Source organism: Pseudoalteromonas sp. Z1A8 (assembly GCF_011378855.1).
In the GTDB taxonomy this organism is placed as follows: Bacteria; Pseudomonadota; Gammaproteobacteria; order Enterobacterales; family Alteromonadaceae; genus Pseudoalteromonas.
Genome location: NZ_WTLB01000012.1, coordinates 52577 through 74260 on the forward strand (window position 1 = coordinate 52577; position 21684 = coordinate 74260).

Annotated in this window: 15 protein-coding genes; 6 read left to right on the forward strand and 9 right to left on the reverse strand. The window is 37.3% G+C overall.

What is annotated here, in order from left to right:
- Positions 1 to 131: 131 nt before the first annotated feature.
- From GQR55_RS06780 to bcsR, 6 genes are read right to left on the reverse strand one after another with little or no spacing between them, the layout of a single operon-like run.
- Entirely contained in the window at positions 132 to 3950 is a 3819-nt protein-coding gene (locus tag GQR55_RS06780; protein ID WP_166419979.1) for a cellulose synthase subunit BcsC-related outer membrane protein, read from the reverse strand.
- Positions 3941 to 5071, reverse strand: coding sequence for a cellulose synthase complex periplasmic endoglucanase BcsZ (gene bcsZ / locus GQR55_RS06785; protein ID WP_166419980.1), 1131 nt, complete (start codon positions 5069 to 5071; stop codon positions 3941 to 3943). Before bcsZ ends, GQR55_RS06780 begins: the two co-directional genes overlap by 10 nt.
- Positions 5071 to 7317 (reverse strand): cellulose biosynthesis cyclic di-GMP-binding regulatory protein BcsB, encoded by a 2247-nt coding sequence (gene bcsB / locus GQR55_RS06790; RefSeq protein WP_166419981.1) that lies wholly within the window; start codon positions 7315 to 7317, stop codon positions 5071 to 5073. The genes bcsZ and bcsB overlap by 1 nt, the downstream gene beginning before the upstream one ends.
- Positions 7310 to 9979: a UDP-forming cellulose synthase catalytic subunit gene (gene bcsA, locus GQR55_RS06795; protein ID WP_166419982.1), complete on the reverse strand. Its 2670-nt coding sequence runs from the start codon at positions 9977 to 9979 to the stop codon at positions 7310 to 7312. The genes bcsB and bcsA overlap by 8 nt, the downstream gene beginning before the upstream one ends.
- Before the next feature lies 1 nt (position 9980).
- Positions 9981 to 10697, reverse strand: coding sequence for a cellulose biosynthesis protein BcsQ (bcsQ, locus tag GQR55_RS06800; RefSeq protein WP_166419983.1), 717 nt, complete (start codon positions 10695 to 10697; stop codon positions 9981 to 9983).
- Between the two features lie 32 nt (positions 10698 to 10729).
- Positions 10730 to 10909, reverse strand: a complete 180-nt coding sequence (bcsR, locus tag GQR55_RS06805; RefSeq protein ID WP_166419984.1) for a BcsR/BcsP family cellulose biosynthesis protein — start codon at positions 10907 to 10909, stop codon at positions 10730 to 10732.
- A gap of 114 nt (positions 10910 to 11023) precedes the next feature.
- Here bcsR and bcsE point away from each other — a divergent pair, with 114 nt between their 5' ends.
- The 3 genes from bcsE (at position 11024) to tyrR (ending at position 16144) form a co-directional block, all read left to right on the forward strand.
- The gene (gene bcsE, locus GQR55_RS06810; RefSeq protein WP_166419985.1) at positions 11024 to 12646 is read left to right on the forward strand and encodes a cellulose biosynthesis protein BcsE; all 1623 of its coding nucleotides are present in this window, start codon (positions 11024 to 11026) and stop codon (positions 12644 to 12646) included.
- Between the two features lie 169 nt (positions 12647 to 12815).
- Positions 12816 to 14396 carry a cellulose biosynthesis protein BcsG gene (gene bcsG / locus GQR55_RS06815; RefSeq protein ID WP_166419986.1) on the forward strand — a complete coding sequence of 527 codons (1581 nt, stop codon included), beginning with the start codon at positions 12816 to 12818 and terminating at the stop codon, positions 14394 to 14396.
- A 191-nt stretch (positions 14397 to 14587) separates the two neighbouring features.
- Positions 14588 to 16144 carry a transcriptional regulator TyrR gene (gene tyrR, locus GQR55_RS06820; RefSeq protein WP_166419987.1) on the forward strand — a complete coding sequence of 519 codons (1557 nt, stop codon included), beginning with the start codon at positions 14588 to 14590 and terminating at the stop codon, positions 16142 to 16144.
- 28 nt (positions 16145 to 16172) lie between these two features.
- Here the strand turns inward: tyrR and GQR55_RS06825 are convergent, their stop codons facing one another.
- Positions 16173 to 16667: a hypothetical protein gene (locus GQR55_RS06825; protein WP_166419988.1), complete on the reverse strand. Its 495-nt coding sequence runs from the start codon at positions 16665 to 16667 to the stop codon at positions 16173 to 16175.
- Between the two features lie 105 nt (positions 16668 to 16772).
- On the opposite strand from GQR55_RS06825, the gene GQR55_RS06830 reads away from it, so the two are divergent.
- Complete coding sequence (locus tag GQR55_RS06830; RefSeq protein WP_166419989.1) at positions 16773 to 17309, forward strand: thioesterase family protein; 537 nt, start codon at positions 16773 to 16775, stop codon at positions 17307 to 17309.
- 89 nt (positions 17310 to 17398) lie between these two features.
- Here the strand turns inward: GQR55_RS06830 and GQR55_RS06835 are convergent, their stop codons facing one another.
- Positions 17399 to 18052, reverse strand: a complete 654-nt coding sequence (locus GQR55_RS06835) for an OmpW family outer membrane protein (protein WP_166419990.1) — start codon at positions 18050 to 18052, stop codon at positions 17399 to 17401.
- 498 nt (positions 18053 to 18550) lie between these two features.
- Positions 18551 to 20257, reverse strand: coding sequence for a lysophospholipid acyltransferase family protein (locus tag GQR55_RS06840; RefSeq protein WP_166419991.1), 1707 nt, complete (start codon positions 20255 to 20257; stop codon positions 18551 to 18553).
- Positions 20258 to 20385: 128 nt separating this feature from the next.
- On the opposite strand from GQR55_RS06840, the gene GQR55_RS06845 reads away from it, so the two are divergent.
- Both GQR55_RS06845 and GQR55_RS06850 read left to right on the forward strand, forming a co-directional pair.
- Positions 20386 to 21306: a glyoxylate/hydroxypyruvate reductase A gene (locus GQR55_RS06845; protein WP_166419992.1), complete on the forward strand. Its 921-nt coding sequence runs from the start codon at positions 20386 to 20388 to the stop codon at positions 21304 to 21306.
- Positions 21307 to 21403: 97 nt separating this feature from the next.
- Positions 21404 to 21550, forward strand: a complete 147-nt coding sequence (locus GQR55_RS06850) for a hypothetical protein (protein WP_166419993.1) — start codon at positions 21404 to 21406, stop codon at positions 21548 to 21550.
- Positions 21551 to 21684 lie beyond the last annotated feature (134 nt).

Genomic DNA, 21684 nt, shown 5'->3' on the forward strand with positions numbered 1-21684 from the left:
ATAATGATTTGCTATATGGCAGTAACACCACAAGGTAAGAGACACACCCTTATCCTAGTTACAATTGCGCTCAAGTATACATATACCTTAGTGCTAGGGGAAGTGTTCGCGGTATATCACCTTATGCCAAGTTAAAACTCAGCATAAGGAATAATAGGAGTACCCGGGAACTCAAGTGTTCCGTACACAGGATTAAAGTAATAACGTATATAAAGCTGACCAAAATTTGGTTCGTAAAAGTCAGAGCGATCAATAGCTAAGTAACCACCAAAGAACCAATTAGGCGTTATTCTATACTCAAAACTACCTTCAAGATTATATGAAACACCAGAACTTGTTTCACCTTCAAATACAGGATCAACACCTGTTATTGACTCTCTATCATATGCAGCTATTTGCAAATCGCCATCGTTAGGGAAAAAGTCAATAGACTGAATTTTTGTTTGCGAATAAGAAACACCGGTTTTTAATCGATAAACAAAATCATCTCCCCAACGCGCGTCATAAGTGAGTGGCACAGATAAGCCTACATAGTTTTGTGGGCTGTAATAACCACCATGGCCCCATGTTTCTTCACTTAAATTATACTTATATGCCCAATGTAATAAGCTAGCGCCTGCGGTAAATTCACGCTCTTGATTGCTAATAACACGGTAGTAAGTGCCGCCCATCATACGGTAGCGTTGGTTGTCTTTTACATTTTGACCTTTATAAAGAGTAAAGTCGGCGCTTGACCAAAAACCCCATTTGCCGCCTAAGTCATGCGATACATTAGCAGTTAGGCCTGTAGAGCGAACACCACCCCAAACTTTACCTGTTCTTACATCTTTAAGACCTGCATAAGAAAGTACTGAGCTTGTAACTGGGCGTTTTTCAAGTTCTAGGCTGTATCCAAAGTCGCCAAAACTGTCTGCGTAATTTACACCCCATACAATGTCTTCAATTAAAAAGCCAAGTGGGGTTGTACCTACATCAACACGCCAGTTTTCATTTTGCCAACCAATACCCACATCTACACCACTTTCCTGTGGTGTTACTTCATCAATTGAACAGGTAAAAATACACAGAGCACCTTGCCCGTAGCGGCTGCCTGCAAATTGTTCATCAAAGCGCGTTGTTTGTGCACTAATAGTTGTAGGATCTACTTTAATAAACCCTTGGCCTTGCCAAAGTGGAAAATAAGCTTCAATCGGGACTAAGCCCGCACCAAGTGTTGCTTCGCTTTCAGTACTTGTTTGTCCACTAAAGTTAACACCAATGGCAATGTAGGCTTGGTTTTTGTTTTGCTCGTTTATTAGCTCTCGTTTAGCACCGTTTACATACCATTCGTCGTTTTCATCTATTTTTGAAAGCGCCCCGTAAAGCTCTTTTTCATTTAATGTACGATTAGGAAACAGGGTTTGCGCGTACCAAGATTGTGCTTGTTCGGTTTCGTTAAATTTGCTGGCTACTTGAGCGCCTAAATAACGTAGTTCTTGATCGTTGGGTGACTTTTCAACTAGTTGCTTAGCTAAGTAAAGTGCATCCCCTGAGTAATTAAACTCATTAAGAGATGACATGATTTGGCGTTGTAAATAACCTTCTTGCGACGTGGTTTGCGTAATCGCTTTTTGTGTTACTTCTTTTGCTTGAAAGTCGTCTCCAAGTTCTAGATATGTATTAGCAATAGCGAGTAGTGCTTGAGGCTCTATGGTTTGTTTGTTTTGTACTTTTTGTTGATACAAAATAACAGCCGCTTCGCGCTGTTCAAGTGCTAAGTTTGCATTAATAAGGGCAGTAGTTGTTGCTGGAGTATTTTTATATTTTTGATCCAGCTGATTAAGCTTAGCGATTAAATCACTACCATTGTAATACTGAGTAATATAGCTATTTTGTAGCTGTACATATTGAGTTGTTTCGTTTTCAGTTGCGCTCTCTGGTAGTACGTAATTTTCAAACCATTGCTTCGTTTTACTCTCATCGCCCTGATCTAAAAGCCATTCACCATAAAGTGTATGCCAATAAGCAGAAAGCGAAGGCTCAGCTTTCAGTGCTTTGTTTATAAGTTTTATAGCGTGCTTTTTTTCGTCGATTCTATACCAGCTTCGTGATAACTCAGCCTGCATAGCAGGTGTTAAGCTCTGTGCTTCTAAGTTACTTAAATGATAAATAGCAGTGGCTTTATCTTTAGCGTCAAGGTGGCGCTCACTTTGTGTTAAAGATTCATTAAGTTGCAGCTGCTGTTCAAGCGCAATAATGTCTTTATCTCTGGATTTAAATGGAATGTACTGCAAGGTTTTAATAGCACCTTGATAGTCATCAAGAGAGCGTAAAAAAAGCGCGTGGCTGTAACGAATCTGAGGGTTTAACGGAAATTGCCACAGCACATTATTAAATAAAGCGCGGGCCTCTTCTGTAAGCCCCTTTTGTTGGTATATAAAGGCTAAATCGTAGTATAACCAAGGCTGTTCTGGCGCTATTTCAATAGCGTCTTTTAATACTTTTTCGGCTTGCTCTAAATCTCCCGACTGTGCAAACGTATTTGCCTTTGCGCGGTACTGACTGCTTAAAGAGACAGAATAAGATTCTTTAATTAGTTTCTTTTGATTAAACGATAAGCTGTTATAAAAAGAGGTTAGGGCTTTTTCATTCTGCTCTAATTCAGCTATTTCAAGTAGGCCTATTAAAGCGCTGCTATTAAGTGGATCACTTTTTAAAACAATTTGATAAGTAAGAGCTGCTTGTGAATATTGTCCTTGAGCAAATTGTAATAAACCTCTGTTATATACTACGGTATTAGTTTCTTGTCCTAAGGTAGCTGCTAAATCGAGCTTAAGCTTAGCCGTTTTAAACTCTTTATTATTAATAGCATTTTTAGCTTCGCGTATATAAAGCCAAAGCTTCGCTGTTTTTGCAAGCTCTTGTAGTGTTTCACGCTCAGCGAACTCAGTTGTGTACTTTTGTGCACGAGTAAAATATTGATACGACTTTTGGTTTTCACCAAGGCGTAAATAGAGTGTGCCAAGGCTTCGCATTATAGCGCCGTCTTGCGGGCGGCCTCTTAAAGCTTTTAAAAGTAGAGGTTCTGCGGCGGCAAGTTTATTTTTCTCAAGTAATCTATCGCCCCTAACCCAAAGCTGATAGGCAGGATCAGCAAGCAGTGTTTGGCGTTTTTTATAATCTTTTAGAAAATCTTGATATTGTAACTCACCTTTACTACTAAAAGGATAAAGAGTGAAATAACGCTGATACTGCTTAACTGTATCATTCGTTAAAGGCATTTCCGACAAAGCCCCAAGCCAAATGTATTCAACTTCATTTATAAAAGTAGGGCCAGCGCCATATTTACTTAAAATATCAATAGCTTTCTTATCTGTAAGATTACGCCTAAGTAAGTGGCGTGCATAAGCAACTTCTACCTGCGCAATACTTGGATAGTTTTGAGCTAATTTATCATAGCCTTTCTTAACACTTTCCCATTGGTCGCTGTCTTGTCCGTACCAGCTTAAATGCTCAAGTTCGTAATCTAATGTAGGGTAAACGTTTTTAAAAATTTGATTATAGATTTCGCGAGCTTGTTCATAACGACCGGCACGAGCGAGTAATCTAGCTTGTTGAATTGAAGATTTGTCTTTGCCTTCAGTACGAGAAAGTACTTTTAGCTTTTCAACGCACGGAGCCTGTTTGATAAGCCCATTATCTATTTTACTTAGTAATTGGTTAGCTTTCGCTGATTCGCCATTAGCAAAATCATAACGCGCTACCGCGCACTGTGTTTCTATGCGGGCAGGTGCAATAGCAACTAACTTTCGTAAGCTATCTTCAACTAGTTTATTATTTTGCTGTGCTTCACCAATACCTATTTGGCTTAGTAACCAATCAACAGATTGCGTATCAATATCGTTGACTGTGTTAGCGCTTAATCCAGAGCTAAGCGCTAATGTGCAAGCTAGGGCAAACCTTAACGGCATTCAGTGCTCCATACCGGTTGTAGCGTCCCATCTGCTGTAATTGAAAAACGTTTATTTAAAGCACTTGCACCAAACAAGTTAAGTACGCTGTCGTAGTAACGAGTCTGGGTAAATGATTTATCAACCATTAGCTTTTGCTGAATTGCCATAACTGTAGAGTTATCGTTATTAGTCGCTAGTAAAGGTAATAGAGCTGAGTTAAAGCCTAGCGGGCCTCTTTTTTCAGATTTTCCTGACTTAGCAAAAGTATTTAAAGGCACGTAACCACGTTTATTAATTGTTTCTATAAAAGGATTAAATTGCGCTAATAGCTCTTTTTTATAAGGTGCGTTGTCTGCCATCATACTTGCCCATAAATAAACTCTAATAGCGTTGTAGCTTCCTAAATCGCTTGTTTTTTTATCGTAGTAAAAACCGTTATTTGCATCATACATTACCCAGTCAGGGCTAACACCTTGCTTTGCTGTATCTAAAATTAGCTTTGCTGAGCCTTCGTGCAATTGATGCCAAGGGGAGTGTGGGTAGAGCTTTTTAAACTGCTGGTAAATAAATAATGGTGAGTAGCTCGGGTTTAACTTAAAACGTTCATTATCAAATTCAAAACCGGTAGGAGCAGGTAGTAATGATAAGCCTAGGCCCGAAATATAGGCTGTTTCTTCACGCATTATTCGCTGTGCAAGTACGGCTGCTAATATGCTGTAGCGGCGGTCATCCCAAAGAATAGCAGCTTGCGATAAGCTATACGCTATCCATAGGTCAGAATCAGACGCTGGATTTGAATCTAAAATACCACCAATATTTTGATTGTTAACACCCCATTGCCATGCCGGTAAACGAGTGCTTAAATCACCCTCAGATAAATGCTCTTGGGTCCAATCAAGTACTAGGTCAAACATTGCTTTATCGTTTGCTACAACAGCAAAAAATAAGGCATAAGATTGGCCTTCAGAGGTTGTGACATTTTGCTCGCTACCTAAATCAATTACGCGGCCATCTTGGCTTATAAAGTTATTTTTAAACGTTTGCCATGCATCCCATGGCTGACACTGCTCTACTTGTGCACTGACATTAAAGGTAAATAATGCAATCACGGTAAAAAATACATTAATGAGTGACTTCATTACTTATCTCCTTCAGCTAAGCGCTTGTGTGTTAATGCTTGCAGTAATCGCCATATTATAAATGAGATCAGCAGTAGTGTTAAAATAGACAATAGCGCTAGCACAAATGGGTGATCTGACAAATGGAACCAAATTAGGGTATACACAGGAATGTGACCAACAAAATATTGCTCATCAGTTTTTATTGTTTTAATGCCTTGAGAATTTATGACCGCCGCACTGCCTTTAATTTGCGCAAGAGCTTCTGAACTCATTAACGCATCATCAAGTAGATTAAAGGCTTTTTGTGATGTTGCACTAAGCGATACTATTGAACGCTCTGAATCAAACGGTGATTGAAACCCTGTAATAACGGCCATATCACCGCTACTTTTTATACTCACTTCTACTTTATCTGTTGTTTGCTCATCGTATGCACCATTGTATATAGCTTGTTTTATAGCGCGCTGATTGTTATCAAGCAGGATATTGGTTTGCGCGTCTTCATCTAAGTTATTGGCAATGCTGTTAGGTTTTGCGATAACTAAAATGTCTTTATCATCTAAGTTGGCATCTTCATTTAAATGAGCAACGCTTATTCTGTGGGCTGGATAACCAGTAATTGCACCAAAGTGACCGGTTAAGTTAAGCAGTACAGAAAGCGCTTTAGGTGATGGCACTTCATCTATTAATACTAAAGTTTGTTGTAAATCTGCATATTTTGTAAATGGGAATCCGCTATTTGCAAATACATTTAAATCAGGCAAAGCCATGTAATGGTCAAATCCACTTACATCAATGTTAGAGTTTCCATCAATTACACCGTACTCGCCACCAGGAGGGGCAACTGGGCAGTCGCCTTTTATAGATATTGCAAACCTAAAGTCAAAATTTAGTTCATTGCGGTTGGCAAGGTTAATACCCTCTAATGAAAAATCTTCTGCGCTTTGTGTTGTGTCTGTATTAGCTATTAAAGGCAACAATGTTTTAGCGGTCGTTAAAGATGTATCTTTTTTATCAAGTAAATAACCAGTTATGAACTCTTGATTTATTAACATGTTCAAACGTGAATTTAAGGTTTCGCTATCTGGTGTATTACGGTATTGCAGGGTTATTGGAATCCCTTTTTCACGCCAAGTAAATAAATCAGGAGCAAAACGAACGTTTAGTTTTATAGGCCCGTTGTTAAGACCTTCAGCTTGTAGCTGAGTTGGGTAGTCAATAAGTTCGTCAAAGTGCACAGGGCGATCGCTTCTGAGCCATCGCGGTGCATCGTATGCTTTACGCAGTGGTAGCTTATTAATTGCTTCGATGCTCGCACTTCTGCCAGTCATAATTTTATGACCAAATACAAGACCAGTGACCGCTGTTTTTAAGTCTTTTTCATCACGCCCCAAAATTAACAGCATTTTATTGTATCTGTGAATAGGGCTTGAGATCAGCTCAACAGTTGGCTTTTCAACATCTGGATAATCTTTTAAAAAATCAGGTTTTGAGTCATTAGTAATAAACACCACGCTATGTTGCTCAGGTGCTTTATTTACGACTACTGGAAAGTTAGCGCCACGCCAGTCAGCTTGTGCGCCAAACCAGCTTGATAAAGTGGCAGCTGCTTCTATTGCTTGTGTATTGGGCGTGTTTGCAAATACAAAAGGTAGGTTTAATTTGTTGTAATCTTTAGCATCAAAAAATGGTTCTGGTAAATACTCAAGGCGGCTATCAATTGCTAACTGTTTTTGATCAAGGGTGATGTTGCTTGATTTATTTATTTCAGTCCAAATTGAACGGCTAAAATAATCTTGGCATTGTAAGTCGTAGTAACCAACTAACTCAAAGCGAATTTGGTTGTAGTCTTGAATGTATTTAGCATTTAGGTCTAGGTTGTGACTTACTGTGTTTTTTACAACACTTAGTTTTTCATTAATAGGTAAAACAGTGACTAAGTTATCGTTAAAGTAAACTTTTAAATGCGATACATTAGCTAGTAATGAAGGCGAGTTGGTATACGAAAAGTTAAGCTTTAAATTAGTGCTTAATTTATCAATTCTATTTGTGAAATCAACCCTAGAATTGTTATTCACGCCGTCGAGTTTATAGTCGTTGAATCCTAACTTTTCAAAGCTAAGGCGTAAACTAGATATCTGAGCGCTCTCAGGGTAGCCATTTACAAACATAGTTTTGTCGTGCATAGGCTCGATAGCGAGTACTTGATATGCGCTACTAATAAGTAACAATGTTAGAAATGTATTAAGTAACTTTTTAATCATAATTATTATGCACTATCGGTTTTTTTGGAGTAAATGAATTTATGTAAATGACGGTATTAGTCATAAACTTAATTATTGGTTGTAATGCTCTTGGGGCATGAAATAGTAAATTACTAAAGCCCCGTAAACTGGTTTTTTGCACTTCTTTAAAGCTATACGATGGACGGTCATGTCTAAAGTTATTTTGCCAATCTAACCAAGCATCTGCTCTGGAGAAAGTACATTGTATAAAAGCTCTTTGTTTTTCTAACGATAAATCTTTAAGTGTAAGACCAATTTGTTTTTTACGGGTGTTACATACGTAAGTTGTAAACGAGAATTGCTTGTTACCGCGACTCATTAATAATTCAATTTTATCGTTAACGCGGCATAAATGTGCGTGTTCAGTCTCTATACCTACACCGTTATCTGAATAATCCGTTATTTTTACTTTTAAAGTATGACCATTTGCTAAACGAACGCCGGCAGGGAAGTTTGCTTTGATACGATGCGAGTGCCTAACTTGGCGTGCTTCGGCAGCAACCGCAACCGCAGCGCCTAAAATAATAATATTATAAAAAGCCCAACCCATACTTATTATCAGTACGCCGATTTGACTTGAATCACCTAAAAATAGACGTAATATACCTACTATTATGCCCAGTAAATTAATAAGTAAGAGAATTAAATACGGTTTAGAAATACCCCAGTCGTAATGCTCTTCATCATTTAAACCGCCTTTTTCTGTTACGTTAAATTTACCCTTATTAGGATTAAATAAAGCAACGGTTGTTGGTTTTAATATGTACCAAGCAAGTACTGATTCATATACTTCACCCCAGAAGGAGTAACGGTATTTACCTTGAATGCGTGAGTTAGTTGCTTTTATCTGAATTAACGTTGGCACCACATAGATAAAAATAGCAATAAAAGGGGCATAAATTATGTACGCGTTAAAATATATCAACGCTAAAGGGGCTGTTAAAAATACAATACGAGGAATACCCGATAGGAAGTGCAGCATTGCGTTTATATAACATAATCGTTGAGGAAGACTTAAACCTTTACCCATTAACGGATTATCAAGCCTAAATATTTGCGCCATACCACGCGCCCAGCGGATACGTTGACCTATATGCGCTGATAAGCTGTCGGTGGCAAGGCCTGCGGCTTGTGGAATGTTTATATAAGCTGTTTTATAACCAGCGCGTTGCATACGAAGAGCCGTGTGAGCATCCTCAGTTACTGTTTCAAACGCAAAGCCGCCAATATCATCAAGTGCTGCTCGTTTTAATACGGCGCAAGAACCACAAAAGAAGGTTGCATCCCACATGTCGTTACCGTCTTGAATAAGTCCATAAAACAGCATGTTTTCGTTAGGAATTTGGCTGTGGTTATTAAGGTTTCGCTCAAATGGATCGGCTGAGAAAAAGTGATGCGGTGTTTGCACTAAACACACTTTACTGTCTTTTAAAAACTGCCCCATTGTCATTTGTAAAAATGAGCGAGCAGGAACGTGGTCACAGTCAAAAATTGCGATATATTCGCCATCGGTATAGCGCATAGCGCTATTCATATTACCGGCTTTAGCATGATTGTTATCCGCACGAGCTAAATAACCCACTCCAATTTCGGCTGCAAAATCTTTAAACTCTGAGCGCTTACCATCATCTAATATGTAAACATTTAGTTTATCGGCAGGCCAATCAATACTTAAAGCAGCGAGCGTAGTAGGCCTTACAACACTTAACGGCTCATTATAAGTTGGGATATATACATCAACTGTTGGCCACAAGTCAGTGTCTTTAGGCAAAGGAACTGGTTTTCGTTCAAGTGGATTAATTGTTTGGAAAAAGCCCAAAATAAGCACAAGCCAGGCATACGTTTCAGCAAGCAGTAAGCCCCCACCTAGCGCAAGTGCAAGCGGATCATCCCAGTTTAAAGTTTCAGTGTAACGCCACCATAAATAACGAGAAGACGTAGTTACTGACAAGGTGATCATGACAATGGTTGCCATTTGGCCTTTTACTCGCTTAAGTGCATACGCAACTAATAAAATAAAGCTTATAAAAACGGCTTGAGCTTCTAAGCTAAAAGGAATAGTAATGAATATTGCTAATAAAAATAAAATAAATGCGAGGGTGACGTATTTAACTAATTTATTTTGCCATACACGTGCATCAGCCATCGCTTTAAAAGCACTTTTTTTAGGACCTTTTTTGTTTTTTGATAGTAGGCGCTTTAATAGTTTACCTAACTTTAAATCAAACCAACGTAATTGCCTTAAAAGATAACTAACGCCATCATAAAAGTAATTAACTGCATCTTCTTTTACAGAACTCGGTTTAAGCTGATTTTTAAAAAATACTAAAAAAACACTTTGGATAACAAAGCGTAATATATTTGAGTAAATATAGGTTCGATAAGGCAACCTTAAATGAGGGTAGTAGTCATAAAGGGTAAACTCAAAGCTGATTTTATGCTGTTTAATGTTTATAAATAGCGAGCTTAAAAGTGTAATAAAAGGCATTAAGAAAGCTTCAATTACATTTACTTTATGTTGATTAAAGTAGCTGTGAAACTTAAATAATATGTACCGAACTAACTTATCAGTAAATAAAATGCTCAGCAGCAAGTATAAAGTACTGTGAATAGGGCGCTGATAAAATAATGTAATACTCATTTTATAAGGTCGCTTTACTAACTAGCCAACCAGCTAGCGTTTCAAAGTCATCATTTGCGACACTATATGGCGCGCAGTTAAGCGCTACATTTCTGTATGCGGTTGACTCTTTAATAACTTCGTCACTGTTAATAAAAAACGGAGCCATGAGCGGAAGCGTTGATTGCCACAGAGAAAACAAGTCAAATTCTAGCGTAGATGCAGAGTTATATCGGTTAACTAAAAAGTAATGCTTCCAGTCGGTATCTGAATTTTTGAGTGTTTGTAGGCGCCTATAAATTAAGCTGTGACAAATAGCATCACAATTTACCAGTTCAATAACAATATCTTTTTTTTCTAACGGATAATGAGAAAGATTAATATGCGAAGGGCAGTCAAAAAGCACCCAAGCTTCGTCACTATAATTTAGGTTTTTGCATTTATTAACCATTTTAGTGATGCTATTGATACTCGTGTCATCACTATCACCAAATGGTAAAAATACAATGCCATCGCTATCTTGGTGAAAATGCGCAATTGCATCTTCAAAGCTTGCTTCATTACTCCAGCCTTTGGTGTATTTCCACGGCAAACCAAAATGTAAACCTAAGTCACTTTTTGCATCTAGGTCGATAGCAATAACATCAACGTCAGATTTTTTTAGCACGCACGCTAGGTTTGCAACCACAGAGGTACTGCCTAAACCGCCTTTGATACCTTTAATGAAAACTCTTTGCAACTGATGTTTTACCTATCGTTAATTGAACTAGCTTACATGTTTAGTTCGTTGTTTATTTCTTTAAGTAATGCGTACTTATTAATTGTATTATTATTTTGCTGCTTGTTTACAATTTCTATGTAGTCATCACTCTTACCACCAAAACGCAGTGCAAGGTTTTCTATGTCACTTGATGTTAACGTTTGTGAGTTTTTATACGTTAAGTTGTTCATCTTTACCTTAACAGTTACGTTAATTATTTTGATTAAATGTGGACAATATTTGGCTATTATATATAGAATAACGGTTAAAACTAGTAAAAAAGTATTTTTTATAGGGCGTTTTAAGTGCATAACTTTAACATAGCGGGATTAGAGCCTGCTGCAAAAGAGTTAAAATCGGCTTCAAGTTACGCTGTTTTAGCCCCTTTAGACAATTTTTTAATCGAATTGGCGTTACATTCAATTAACCAAAGCTTAGCTAATGATATATATATAGTTTCCCAAGAGATTGAGTCATTTTTTGATTCTTCTTTTTCTGCATCGTTAAATTATGCTTATAAAAATAATCGAGTTCACCCTTTTTCGTTGGCCTCAGAAACGCAGCATTATCCAATTGAGAAAATTAATTCAGCTATTATAAAAGAAATCAGTGCTTATAAACGTCTAAACACAGCACTTATTTTTGTTCACTTTAGTACAACACAGCTAAACAGTGCTGGTGAAAAAAGCTTAGAGCTGATGATGAAAGAGTATAGAGATTTCACGCAAAAGACGGGTGCTACATTATTACTCTTAATATCTGGGCCTGATATTGCTAATTATCGCTTTTTAGTTAGACGATTAAACAATATATTTGATGGGCTGGTTTTTGTTGATAACGATGCTGCGGTGCGAGTACTTGAATATGACTACTGGCGTCATAGTACCGGTGTTATTGCTGGTGAACATTATCAGTTATTGTTAAGTAAAAACCAGTTTGTTGTTCAAAAGGGAATAATAAGCGAGAGTAAAACGGCTAAAAGTTCAGATTTTTCTGATGAAGATGATGTATGGCTAGTGCAAGGTGCGGTGCCCGAAGGTACTAAACTACCGATGCACTATAAAAGCGTAAAAGATAATAATGACTTATTTAATAAAGGCCCAAAAGTAGAAGCTGCTACATTAATTTTTGCAGTAACGCGTTATACCGATTTAGCGTTATTAGGTAAGCAGTGTTTTGAGCTTAGAAAAAACTGTGGACGCTGGTTAAAACTTGTTATTCAAAATGTAGATGGTGTAATTCGTCATCAAGATGAATGCTTATTTTTAACCTTGGGTGTAAACCTTATTTTATATAGTTTTTCAGAGCCATCTCGATTGCTCTCACAAATTCAATCTATTCAAGGTTTTCAGTTTTCAAGACCTTTACCTCCCTCTGTTGAAGATGTGTTAAAATACACTGAAAATACCTTTTCAAAGGGGTATTTACCTTTCATTGAGTTTACAAAACAAGTAGAAATTCATAGTGACTCAGCCGTTAATCTAGGTGTGAGTGGTGTGCTAGTGAAGCTTGAACTACTGCCAAGAATAGACCCTATTCACCCTTTGCATTTATTTCATATTAAGCGCGAAGGTGATGTATTTAGTATTGCAGATAATACAGTTTATTTATATCTGCATGCTTGTAGAGAGAATGACGTTGATAATGCAATTAAGCATTTGTTTAAATTAAAAACGAGTGATTTTTTTGTGCAGCAAAATATAATTTCTGATCACTTTTACATTCAACAAGAATGTAAGCAATTAAGGCGTTTTTATAAAGGTAAGAGTGTTGTAGATTTCTCACAAAAACTTGCTGAGAATGATAGCTATAAATTTGCACCTGATATAGCAAACAGCATTACTGAACATATTGAAACGCCAGAATTCTCTAGCAAAAGTCGTCCAGATGCTAAGCCTTTTATAATGAAATTAAGAGATAACTTATGAGTATGAATCAGCTCTTAATTACTGTGTTTTTTGCAATGCTGCTTGGCGCGATGCTTTGTTTACTAGGCAAATACATTTTATCTCTAATAACAAAATATTATTATAAGCTTACTTTTAAACATGAAGTACTAGAGCCTTATACACCAAATACAGTAAAAAAGGATAAGCAGTGAAATTATCAGGTTTAGGGGTTTGGAACCTTTATTTTTTAGTTAAATTTGCTCTGTTTTATTACGGTGCAATTGATTTTAACGTACTTAGCAATGCGGCCTTTGCTGCATTGCTTGCGATTAAATTTAAAAAGCCATTAATAGAAAAAGCAAAACACCTATTGGGTGGAGTCGTTGCAGTAGTATTACTTTATCAAGACTCATGGTTGCCACCAATAAACAGATTGACTAAACAAGCGGGTAACGTTCAAGATTTTAGTTTTGGTTATTTTATTGAGTTATTAACCCGTGTTATTAATATTGATATGTTATTGGCTTTGTTCGTAATTAGTGTATGTTTTTGGTACACATCGCAATGGATACGTTTTACAACAGTCACTGTTGTTGGGCTTTTAGTTGTAGGATGGCAAGGCGATAGCTCTCAATCACAATTCGTTAATAATGTGGCTAATCCTGTAGCTGCTACACAAAGCCAAAATAATACTCAAACACAAGTGATCACTCAGGCTGATCAGTCTCCAGATCAAAAGCTAGCTGATTTTTATCAACAACAAAGTTTATTAATGAGTCGCTTTCCGACTCAAGTAAATGGTGAGCTGTTTGATGTGATTATTTTGAACATATGTTCAATGGCTGTTGCTGATTTAAATGCCATTGGCGTAAGCATTACTGACATGTATAAAGATTTTGATGTGGTGTTTTCAGACTTTAACTCGGCTACCTCATACAGCGGGCCTGCCGCGGTAAGATTGCTGCGCGCAAGTTGTGGGCAAACTAGCCAAACCGCATTATTTAAAGAGGCACCTGAACAGTGTCACTTATTTAAAAACCTAGAAAAACTAGGTTATCAAAACAATGTTGTGATGAATCACGACGGACATTTTGATGAGTTTAAAGGCTTAATTAATAAGTACGGTGGCCTAGATAGCACACCATTTAATATCGATTCAATGCCAGTGGCACTTCGAGGATTTGATAATAGCCCTATTTACTCAGATGAAGCTGTGCTGGATGGTTGGTTAGAGCAAGCTGATGATTGTAAGCCGTGTGCTATGTACTACAACACAACAAGTTTACATGACGGTAATCAGCTAGAGAATCAACCAAGGGTGAATAGTAAAGATACGTACCCAATCAGGCATAAAAATTTGTTTGCTGATATTAACCAGTTTGTAAAAAAACTAGAAAAGCGTGGCCGCAATGTAATGTTGATGATAGTGCCTGAGCATGGAGCTAATTTAAAAGGTGATAAAGTACAATTTGCAGGCTTACGTGAAATTCCGAGCCCTGCGATAGTGTCTGTACCTGTTGCAATTAAATTTATAGGCCCAGACGTACAAAATTACTCGCAAATTGTGGTTGATGATTCAACAAGTTACTTTGCGCTTTCGGAGCTAGTAAGTAAGACGCTGCAAACTGATGTGTTTGGTGGCAATAACAGTGTTGCTAATTTACTCGAAAACTTACCTATAGCGCCTAAAGTGGCTGAAAATGAAGGCACTATAATGATGTATGTTAATCAACGACCATTTATACAGTTAGATGGCGGTGATTGGTCAGCTTACCCACAAGGTAAATAATTTCATTATAAGATTTAATAAACAGCACTGGTATAGTTAAATATAAATATCAGTGCTGCTTTTTTGTTTGATCAGATCCCTCCAAAGGTTTTAACAGCCTATTTTGTCCAAAAATGTTTACAATAAACTACCTTCTCAAAGCGACTTAGCGTATTATTCGGCTAATATAGTTTTTCCTTCTTTGAGGATGTATGCGTCTAGATATTCACTGTGCTGATCGAATTGGTATTGCTCAAGAAATCCTTAATATATTAGTTAACTACAGCGTTGATTTAAAAGGAATTGAAGTCGATTCTATAAATTGTCGTATGTACGTTAGTTTTCCCGAAATTGAATTTGAACAATTCCAAAAAATTATGCCATCGATACGTTTAATCGACGGTGTACATGACGTGCGTACCACTGCATTTTTACCCTCTGAGCGTGAACACAACGAATTAAATACTTTACTACGTGCATTGCCTGATGGGGTTATCTCTATTGATGCTAAAGGCTGGGTACGTTTATGTAACGATGCAGCATGTAAAGACTTACAATTAATTGAAAAAGAAGTTATTGGTGCAAATATTAATAACTTACTTAAAGGCTTTAACTTTACACGTTGGTTAGAGGGTAAAGAAGTGCTTGGGCAAACCACACGCGTTGAAGTAGCGGGTGAGGATTTTATTGCAGACATTTTGCCAATTGCAGTGCCTCAAGGTAGTGAAGGTGATGTGCTTGCGGGTGCGGTTATTAACATTAAATCGCAAAGTCGGTTAGGGCAGCAAGTCAGTGCATTTAGACGTTACGGGCAAGAAAGCTTTGCTACTATTCATAACTTTAGTACGGCAATGCGCCGAGTGGTGCGTGAAGCACGCAAAATGGCGCAGCTAGAAGCCCCTATTTTGATTACCGGTGAAACTGGTACAGGTAAAGAACTACTCGCGCGAGCGTGTCATTACGCATCTAATCGCTCAGTTAAACCTTTTATTGCGCTGTCGTGTGCTTCGCTTCCCGATGATGTTGCTGAGTCTGAGTTATTTGGTTATGCCGGATACGAAGAAAATGCAGCACCAAAACGTGGCGTATTAGAGCAAGCCGATGGTGGAACTGTGTTTTTAGATGAAGTTGGCGAAATGTCGACCCAACTACAAACAAAGTTACTGCGCTTCTTACAAGATGGCACATTTAGAAAAGTAGGCGATGAGAACGAAGTTAAAGTAAATGTACGTATTGTTGCAGCTACTCAAAAAGACTTGCCTGCAATGGTACAAGAAGGGGTTTTTAGAGAAGATTTATATTACCGTATAAACGTACTTACTTTAGAAATAGCCCCACTAAGAGATAGAAAAGCAGATGTAGGGCCGTTGGCTGAGCATTTTATTCAAAAATATGCGCAACAAAATGGTCATGCAATTCCTGTTTTATCACAAGAGTGTTTAAGCTTTTTACAAGCGTATCCGTGGCCAGGAAATGTTCGTCAGCTTGAAAATGCAATTTACCGTGCAGTGTCCTTATTAGATGACAGTGAACTTCGCGTAGAGCATTTACAGTTACCCACTTTTACCCATGATTTAGGGTATCTAGAGTCTGATTTTGAAGGCTCACTAGATCAAGCAGTTAAACGTTTTGAAGCGACTCTACTTCGTAAACTCTACCCAGCTTATCCAAGCTCACGCCAGTTAGCTAAACGATTAGGCCTAAGCCACACGGCTGTAGCTAATAAACTACGGGATTACGGTATTAATCGAAAAACAGTAAAAGTGTAATTGACATAAAGCAATTAAAATATGGGGGCTAATTTTTAGTGCCCATATTTTTTGTTACTCCATCAATAGCAATCGTCTCGATACCTTCTTCGTTAAAGTTCATTACAATGCTGGCGTTATTACGAGTGAAAAAATAGCTTCGGCCATTAAGCTCAATCACATAATCGCCTTTTACGGGGTCGTTAAATTGCTGCTTTTTTAAAGTGACTTTATGCCCACCAATTTGCCATTCAAACTCTTTAATAAATCCATTGTTAAATTCTTGCACCCATACTTGTCTGTCATCTTTTGAAAGGGTAATAGCGACTGAATATGAGCTAGGAATTTGCTCCATGTTGTAACTCTTAGAGCCAATAGTGAATTTTTCAGCTTTTTGTTGCCATTCAAAACCAAATTTAAACTCTTTTACCACACCTGTAGGGTAGGTAACAGAGCCTTTACCTGGTAGTGAAAAGTCGGCAAACGCACTGTAACTAGGTATTAATAAAACTAGCGCAGTGATAATTTTTAGTTTTGATTTCATGAGTTATCTTTTTATTATAATAATGATTTAAGATTAAAGTAGAATATTCGTCTTAGCAAGGGGCTATGCTACACTCGAATAAATTTAACTGGTAAGACCTTTTTTGTGAACTTATATATTCGACTTTTATTACTGTTTTTTAAAATCAAACGAAACACACAATATCAAAATTTACTTGATACGGTAGATATTGATTACAAAGCTTTACCTACTGATTGCGACATTAATCTACATTTAACTAATTCACGTTATCTCGCGATGATGGATTTATCTCGCACGTGGATGACTGAACGAGTTGGCTTACTAAAGCAAATAATGAAGCGTCGTTGGTTTCCGATTGTTAATGCGACTGCCATTACTTATATCCGCGATATTAAACCTATGCAGCGATATACAATAAGTACTAAGTTAGTTGGCTGGGATCATAAATACTTTTATATTGAGCAAAAGTTTCATTCAGAACGTGGCTTACATGCTATAGCTTATGTACGCGGTGTATTTAAAAGTAAAAAAGGTATTATAAGTATTGAAGAAATGCTTGAAGTTGCTGGTTTTGATGGACAAACACCTATATTGCCAAGTGAAGTTATGCACTGGAAAGAAATGCTAGAGCAGAAAAAGTTAAGTAACTTACCCAAGTAACTTATAGTTTTTACAAATGAAAAAAAGGCCTTTCGGCCTTTCAACACACATTATAAGCTGGTTAACTACGCATGGCTTTGTTACATGCTTTAAAAGCTGTATCTAACACCGAACATAGCAACAACAGGGTCAAGCTCAACCGTTGATGTGAGGGCTTTTGCACCATTAGCATAAACGGTGGCATCGGTATCAATATCCATAATTGATACCATGGCGTGTAGACCCCAATTTTTATCAATCTTATAGTTAGCACCTACCTGAGCCATAAAGCCAAACGAATCATCTAATTTTACTTCTACATCGTCTGTACCTAGCGTCGCTTTAAGTGCTTGAGAAGGTTGCTCATCAAAAAATGCGGTGTAGTTTATGCCTACGCCTATAAAAGGTCTTAGCGCATAACTTGTATCTAAAAAGTGGTATTGCGCAACTAATGAAGGAGGAAGTTGTTTTATATCAGCAATTTTGTTGCCGGCTAAACCGCCTGTGCCATTCACATCGTGTGAAAACGGTGTTGCTGCTATCAACTCTAGCACCCATTGATCGTTAAATGCATAATCTACGGTGATACCCAGTTGAGTATCAGAATCACCTTTAAGGCCCAGCGTAGGTGCTTCATTAATAGCTGAGCTACTGTTATCAGGGTTTACGTTAATGGCGCCAACATTTACGCTAAAGTTAGCGTGTGCAGCTGGAGAGAGTGCTAATAAAGAGGTTAATAATGCGATGCTAATTTGAGTTTTCATGTTGTTCTCCAAGAACTACTGTTTGATTGGCGCTATTATTACCGAGCAATAAAAATGAAAACCTGTTCTAGATCAAAGTTTCAAAAATGTTTGAACCTTGTGAAGTGTTTTATTGATTTAGATTAATTTTAGTGTCGTTCTGCTTTTGTAAAGATTGACATATTTATTTGATTAACAGTCACACGAATAAATTAAGGCAGGCATTACTTAGTCATAAACTCGCGTTTTAACAAAGACTCTTGAATAAACAACAAAGTATGTTTATCAGAATTTTAAAAGCACTAAAAGCGATGGGTACTTAAAAAGCTTTAGAAGATTAAAAATGCTATTAAGCAGGTGTTTATACCAATCTGCAATAATATCTAATCAATTTTAGGAATTAAATAGCCCCTAATTTGAACGAATTTTAATCCGCAAATATCAACAGACCCTAAATATAAACCGAGTACTTTATCAGTTATGAAAGTACTCGGTGAATTGGCCATTACTTATTAATAGTTATTCTAAATAACGTTTAGCTTTGTTTTCTTTTATATTTTCAAGATCGACTAATACCAATCCATCAATACAATTATTAAAATCGGGATCAATACTAAAACTTAAAAATTGCACTCCACCTGGTTTACAAAGTTCAGTGTATTGCTTAAATAAAGTAGGCACTTGAGCACTCATATTTGCTAACACATGTTTTAACTCTACAAAATCCTCTTTAACGTCATCTCCGTTAAAAAGAGTGTGGCACTGGGTTAGCTGTTGCTCAGTTAACTTAAACTCATTATTAGGTGATGCTAATTCAATACCACTTTTATAGTAATGCTGATAGTAATAAACGAGCATGGCTTTTGCTTGCTCGGGCAGAGCATTTGATACACTTACAGCACCAAATAAGTATCTGTACTGTGGATAGCTTTTTATAAAAGCGCCAATTCCATACCATAAATAGTCGAGGCTCTTACGTCCCCAGTATTTAGGCTGTACAAAGCTCCTACCAAGCTCAATTCCTTGTTTTAGATAGGGCGTCATAGCATTGGTGTAAGTAAATAAGCTGTCGGTATATAAGCCTTCGCGGCCATGTTTTTTTATAATGTCTTGTGCACAGGCTAATCGGTAAGCACCAACTAGTTCTAGTTGCATAGGATCCCACAATACAAGATGCTGATAATCCATATCGTACTTATCTATGTCACGGCGTTTACCGCTACCTTCGCCTACCGCTCTAAATGCGATTTCTCTAAGGCGCCCTAGTTCTCTAAAAATAGAGGAGCTTCCTGTATATTGATATAGATGAATATGCATACCGTCTTGTGTTCTGCCAAGAAGTTTGCATTGCTCAATTGCTTTTTTTAGCTCTTTTCTGCACTCAGGAACCGCAATAGGGGTTTGTGTTTTAAGCGGCAAGGCTTTTTTAGTGGTAAGCCTATAAAGCTGTTTGCGTATAAGGTTTACAACTTCTTTATCTTTAAGGTTTTCTATTAAGTAAGACTCAGGAGGGATAGAGGCGCCAATCTCAAACTCTAAAGATTTTTGGCGCTGCTTAAACATTTCAGCTACTAATAGTAAACTTGCTAGCGGCTTATAAATCATTGATGTGCCATAAAAAAGCGGACTGTTTTTGGCTTTAATATAAATAGGTAAAATAGGGCAATTGGCTTTTTTTGCCATACGTAAAAAGCCACTATTCCATTTGCAATCTTTAATGCCCATTGGCCCTAATCGTGACACTTCTCCTGCTGGAAATATAAGTAATACCCCTTCATTTTTTAAATGGTTTTGTATATTACTAAGCTCTTGTTTTTTACTCATGCCTGATAAGTTATCTACCGGGAGTAAAAGTGAGTGCATTGCGGTAACCGACATTAACATGCGGTTTGCCACTACTTTTAAATCTTGCCTTACTGTTGAAATTACTTTAATGAGTGCTAAAGCATCTAATGATCCAATAGGGTGATTAGCAACGATAACAAGCTTACCTTCGTTAGGAATATGCTCTATTTGTTTAGGTTTATAGCGTGTATCAAAATTGAGTTCATCAAGTACTTGTTCAACAAATTCTAATCCTTGTAGATGAGGGTAAGCATCACCAAAGGCAACAAATTCTCGTTCGTGCAATAAGTAGCCTAGGCCTTTTTTTACTAAACCTTTTACTTTTGGAGAGTTCTCTAGTTGTGGTAAGTTTGCAGCAATTACTTTATCAACACTTATCATATTAACCTCATATTCCGTTTGGCCTATTCGCCATACATGTAGATTAAAAAAAGGGTGTGACAGTTACTTTGCAGTAGTGTGACTTTTTAAAGTGCTAACTTATAAACTGTTTATTGCTAGGAGAATTTATGTCGGTATTGGTGGCTATAACGGGGCGTGACAACACAAAACTAATAACGAAGTTACAAGAGCGATTACCAAATACACTGCTAGAGCAGTGGCCTGATTGTAAAAATGCAAATAATGTGGATTTTGTACTTGCATGGAAAGCGCCAGAGTCTATGTGGCCGCAGCTACCTAACTTAAAGGCTGTGTCGTCATTTGGTGCAGGTGTAGATAGTATAGATTTAACATTACTCGACGAAAGTGTTGAAGTAGTACGTATTGTTGACGACCAACTAGCTGAAGATATGGCGGAATATGTACTTACACATATACTAGCGCAAAAGTTACGTTTAAAAGAGTATTACATTAAACAAACGCAGCAAACATGGAAGCCAAAACGAGCATACAGTAATAAACATGTTGGAATACTTGGGTTTGGAGAACTAGGTAAAGCATGCGCACAAAAGCTTATAAATAATGGCTTTAAGGTAAGTGCCTGGGCGCAAAGTAATAAAAACACCACTAATGTCGATATTTTTTATGGTGATGAAGGACTTAATTGCATGCTTCCTGTGGTTGATTACCTTGTATGCCTATTACCGCTTACAAAAGCGACTATAGGCATTATTAACCATTCAATGCTCACAAAGTTACCTTCACATGCTGTTGTTATTAATGTGGCACGCGGCGCTCATGTTGTTGAGCAAGATTTACTAAATGCATTAAATAACGAGAGCTTACGCGCTGCAACACTCGATGTATTTGATGAGGAACCATTGCCACAGACCCACTCTTACTGGACGAACCCAAAAATAACGCTTACACCACATTGCGCGGCACTTTCTGATTTAAATAGCGTTATAGATCAAATAGCCGATAATATTGAACGCTTAAATAAGGGCTTAGTACTTAATAATCGAGTAGATAGAACTAAAGGTTATTAGCTGATAGCTAATTGGTTTAAAAAACAGCTTGTTAACATTTGTAATTTTTATTAGTGTGAATGGTATTCTCACTAATAAAAAATATAAAGAGTGTGTTATGAAATCGAGTCAAAGTGGCGCTAAATTAAGTCTAGTTATTATTTCAATTATTGTACTAGGTGTTTCTGCTTGGTTTAATCAGGCTAACGCTGAAGATAGTCCTTCTAAAATACAAACCCAGAGTGAGTTAACAATAACGGATTAACTTCGATTATTATGTATTTCTCGATGTTTTTGTTTCTTCTTATTATTTTTAACAGTCAATAAATAGCATCAACCCAGCTGTGGTGCTTTAGTGCTATTTTAAATTCTACTTGTTATCTAGCTCAAAGTGCTTTC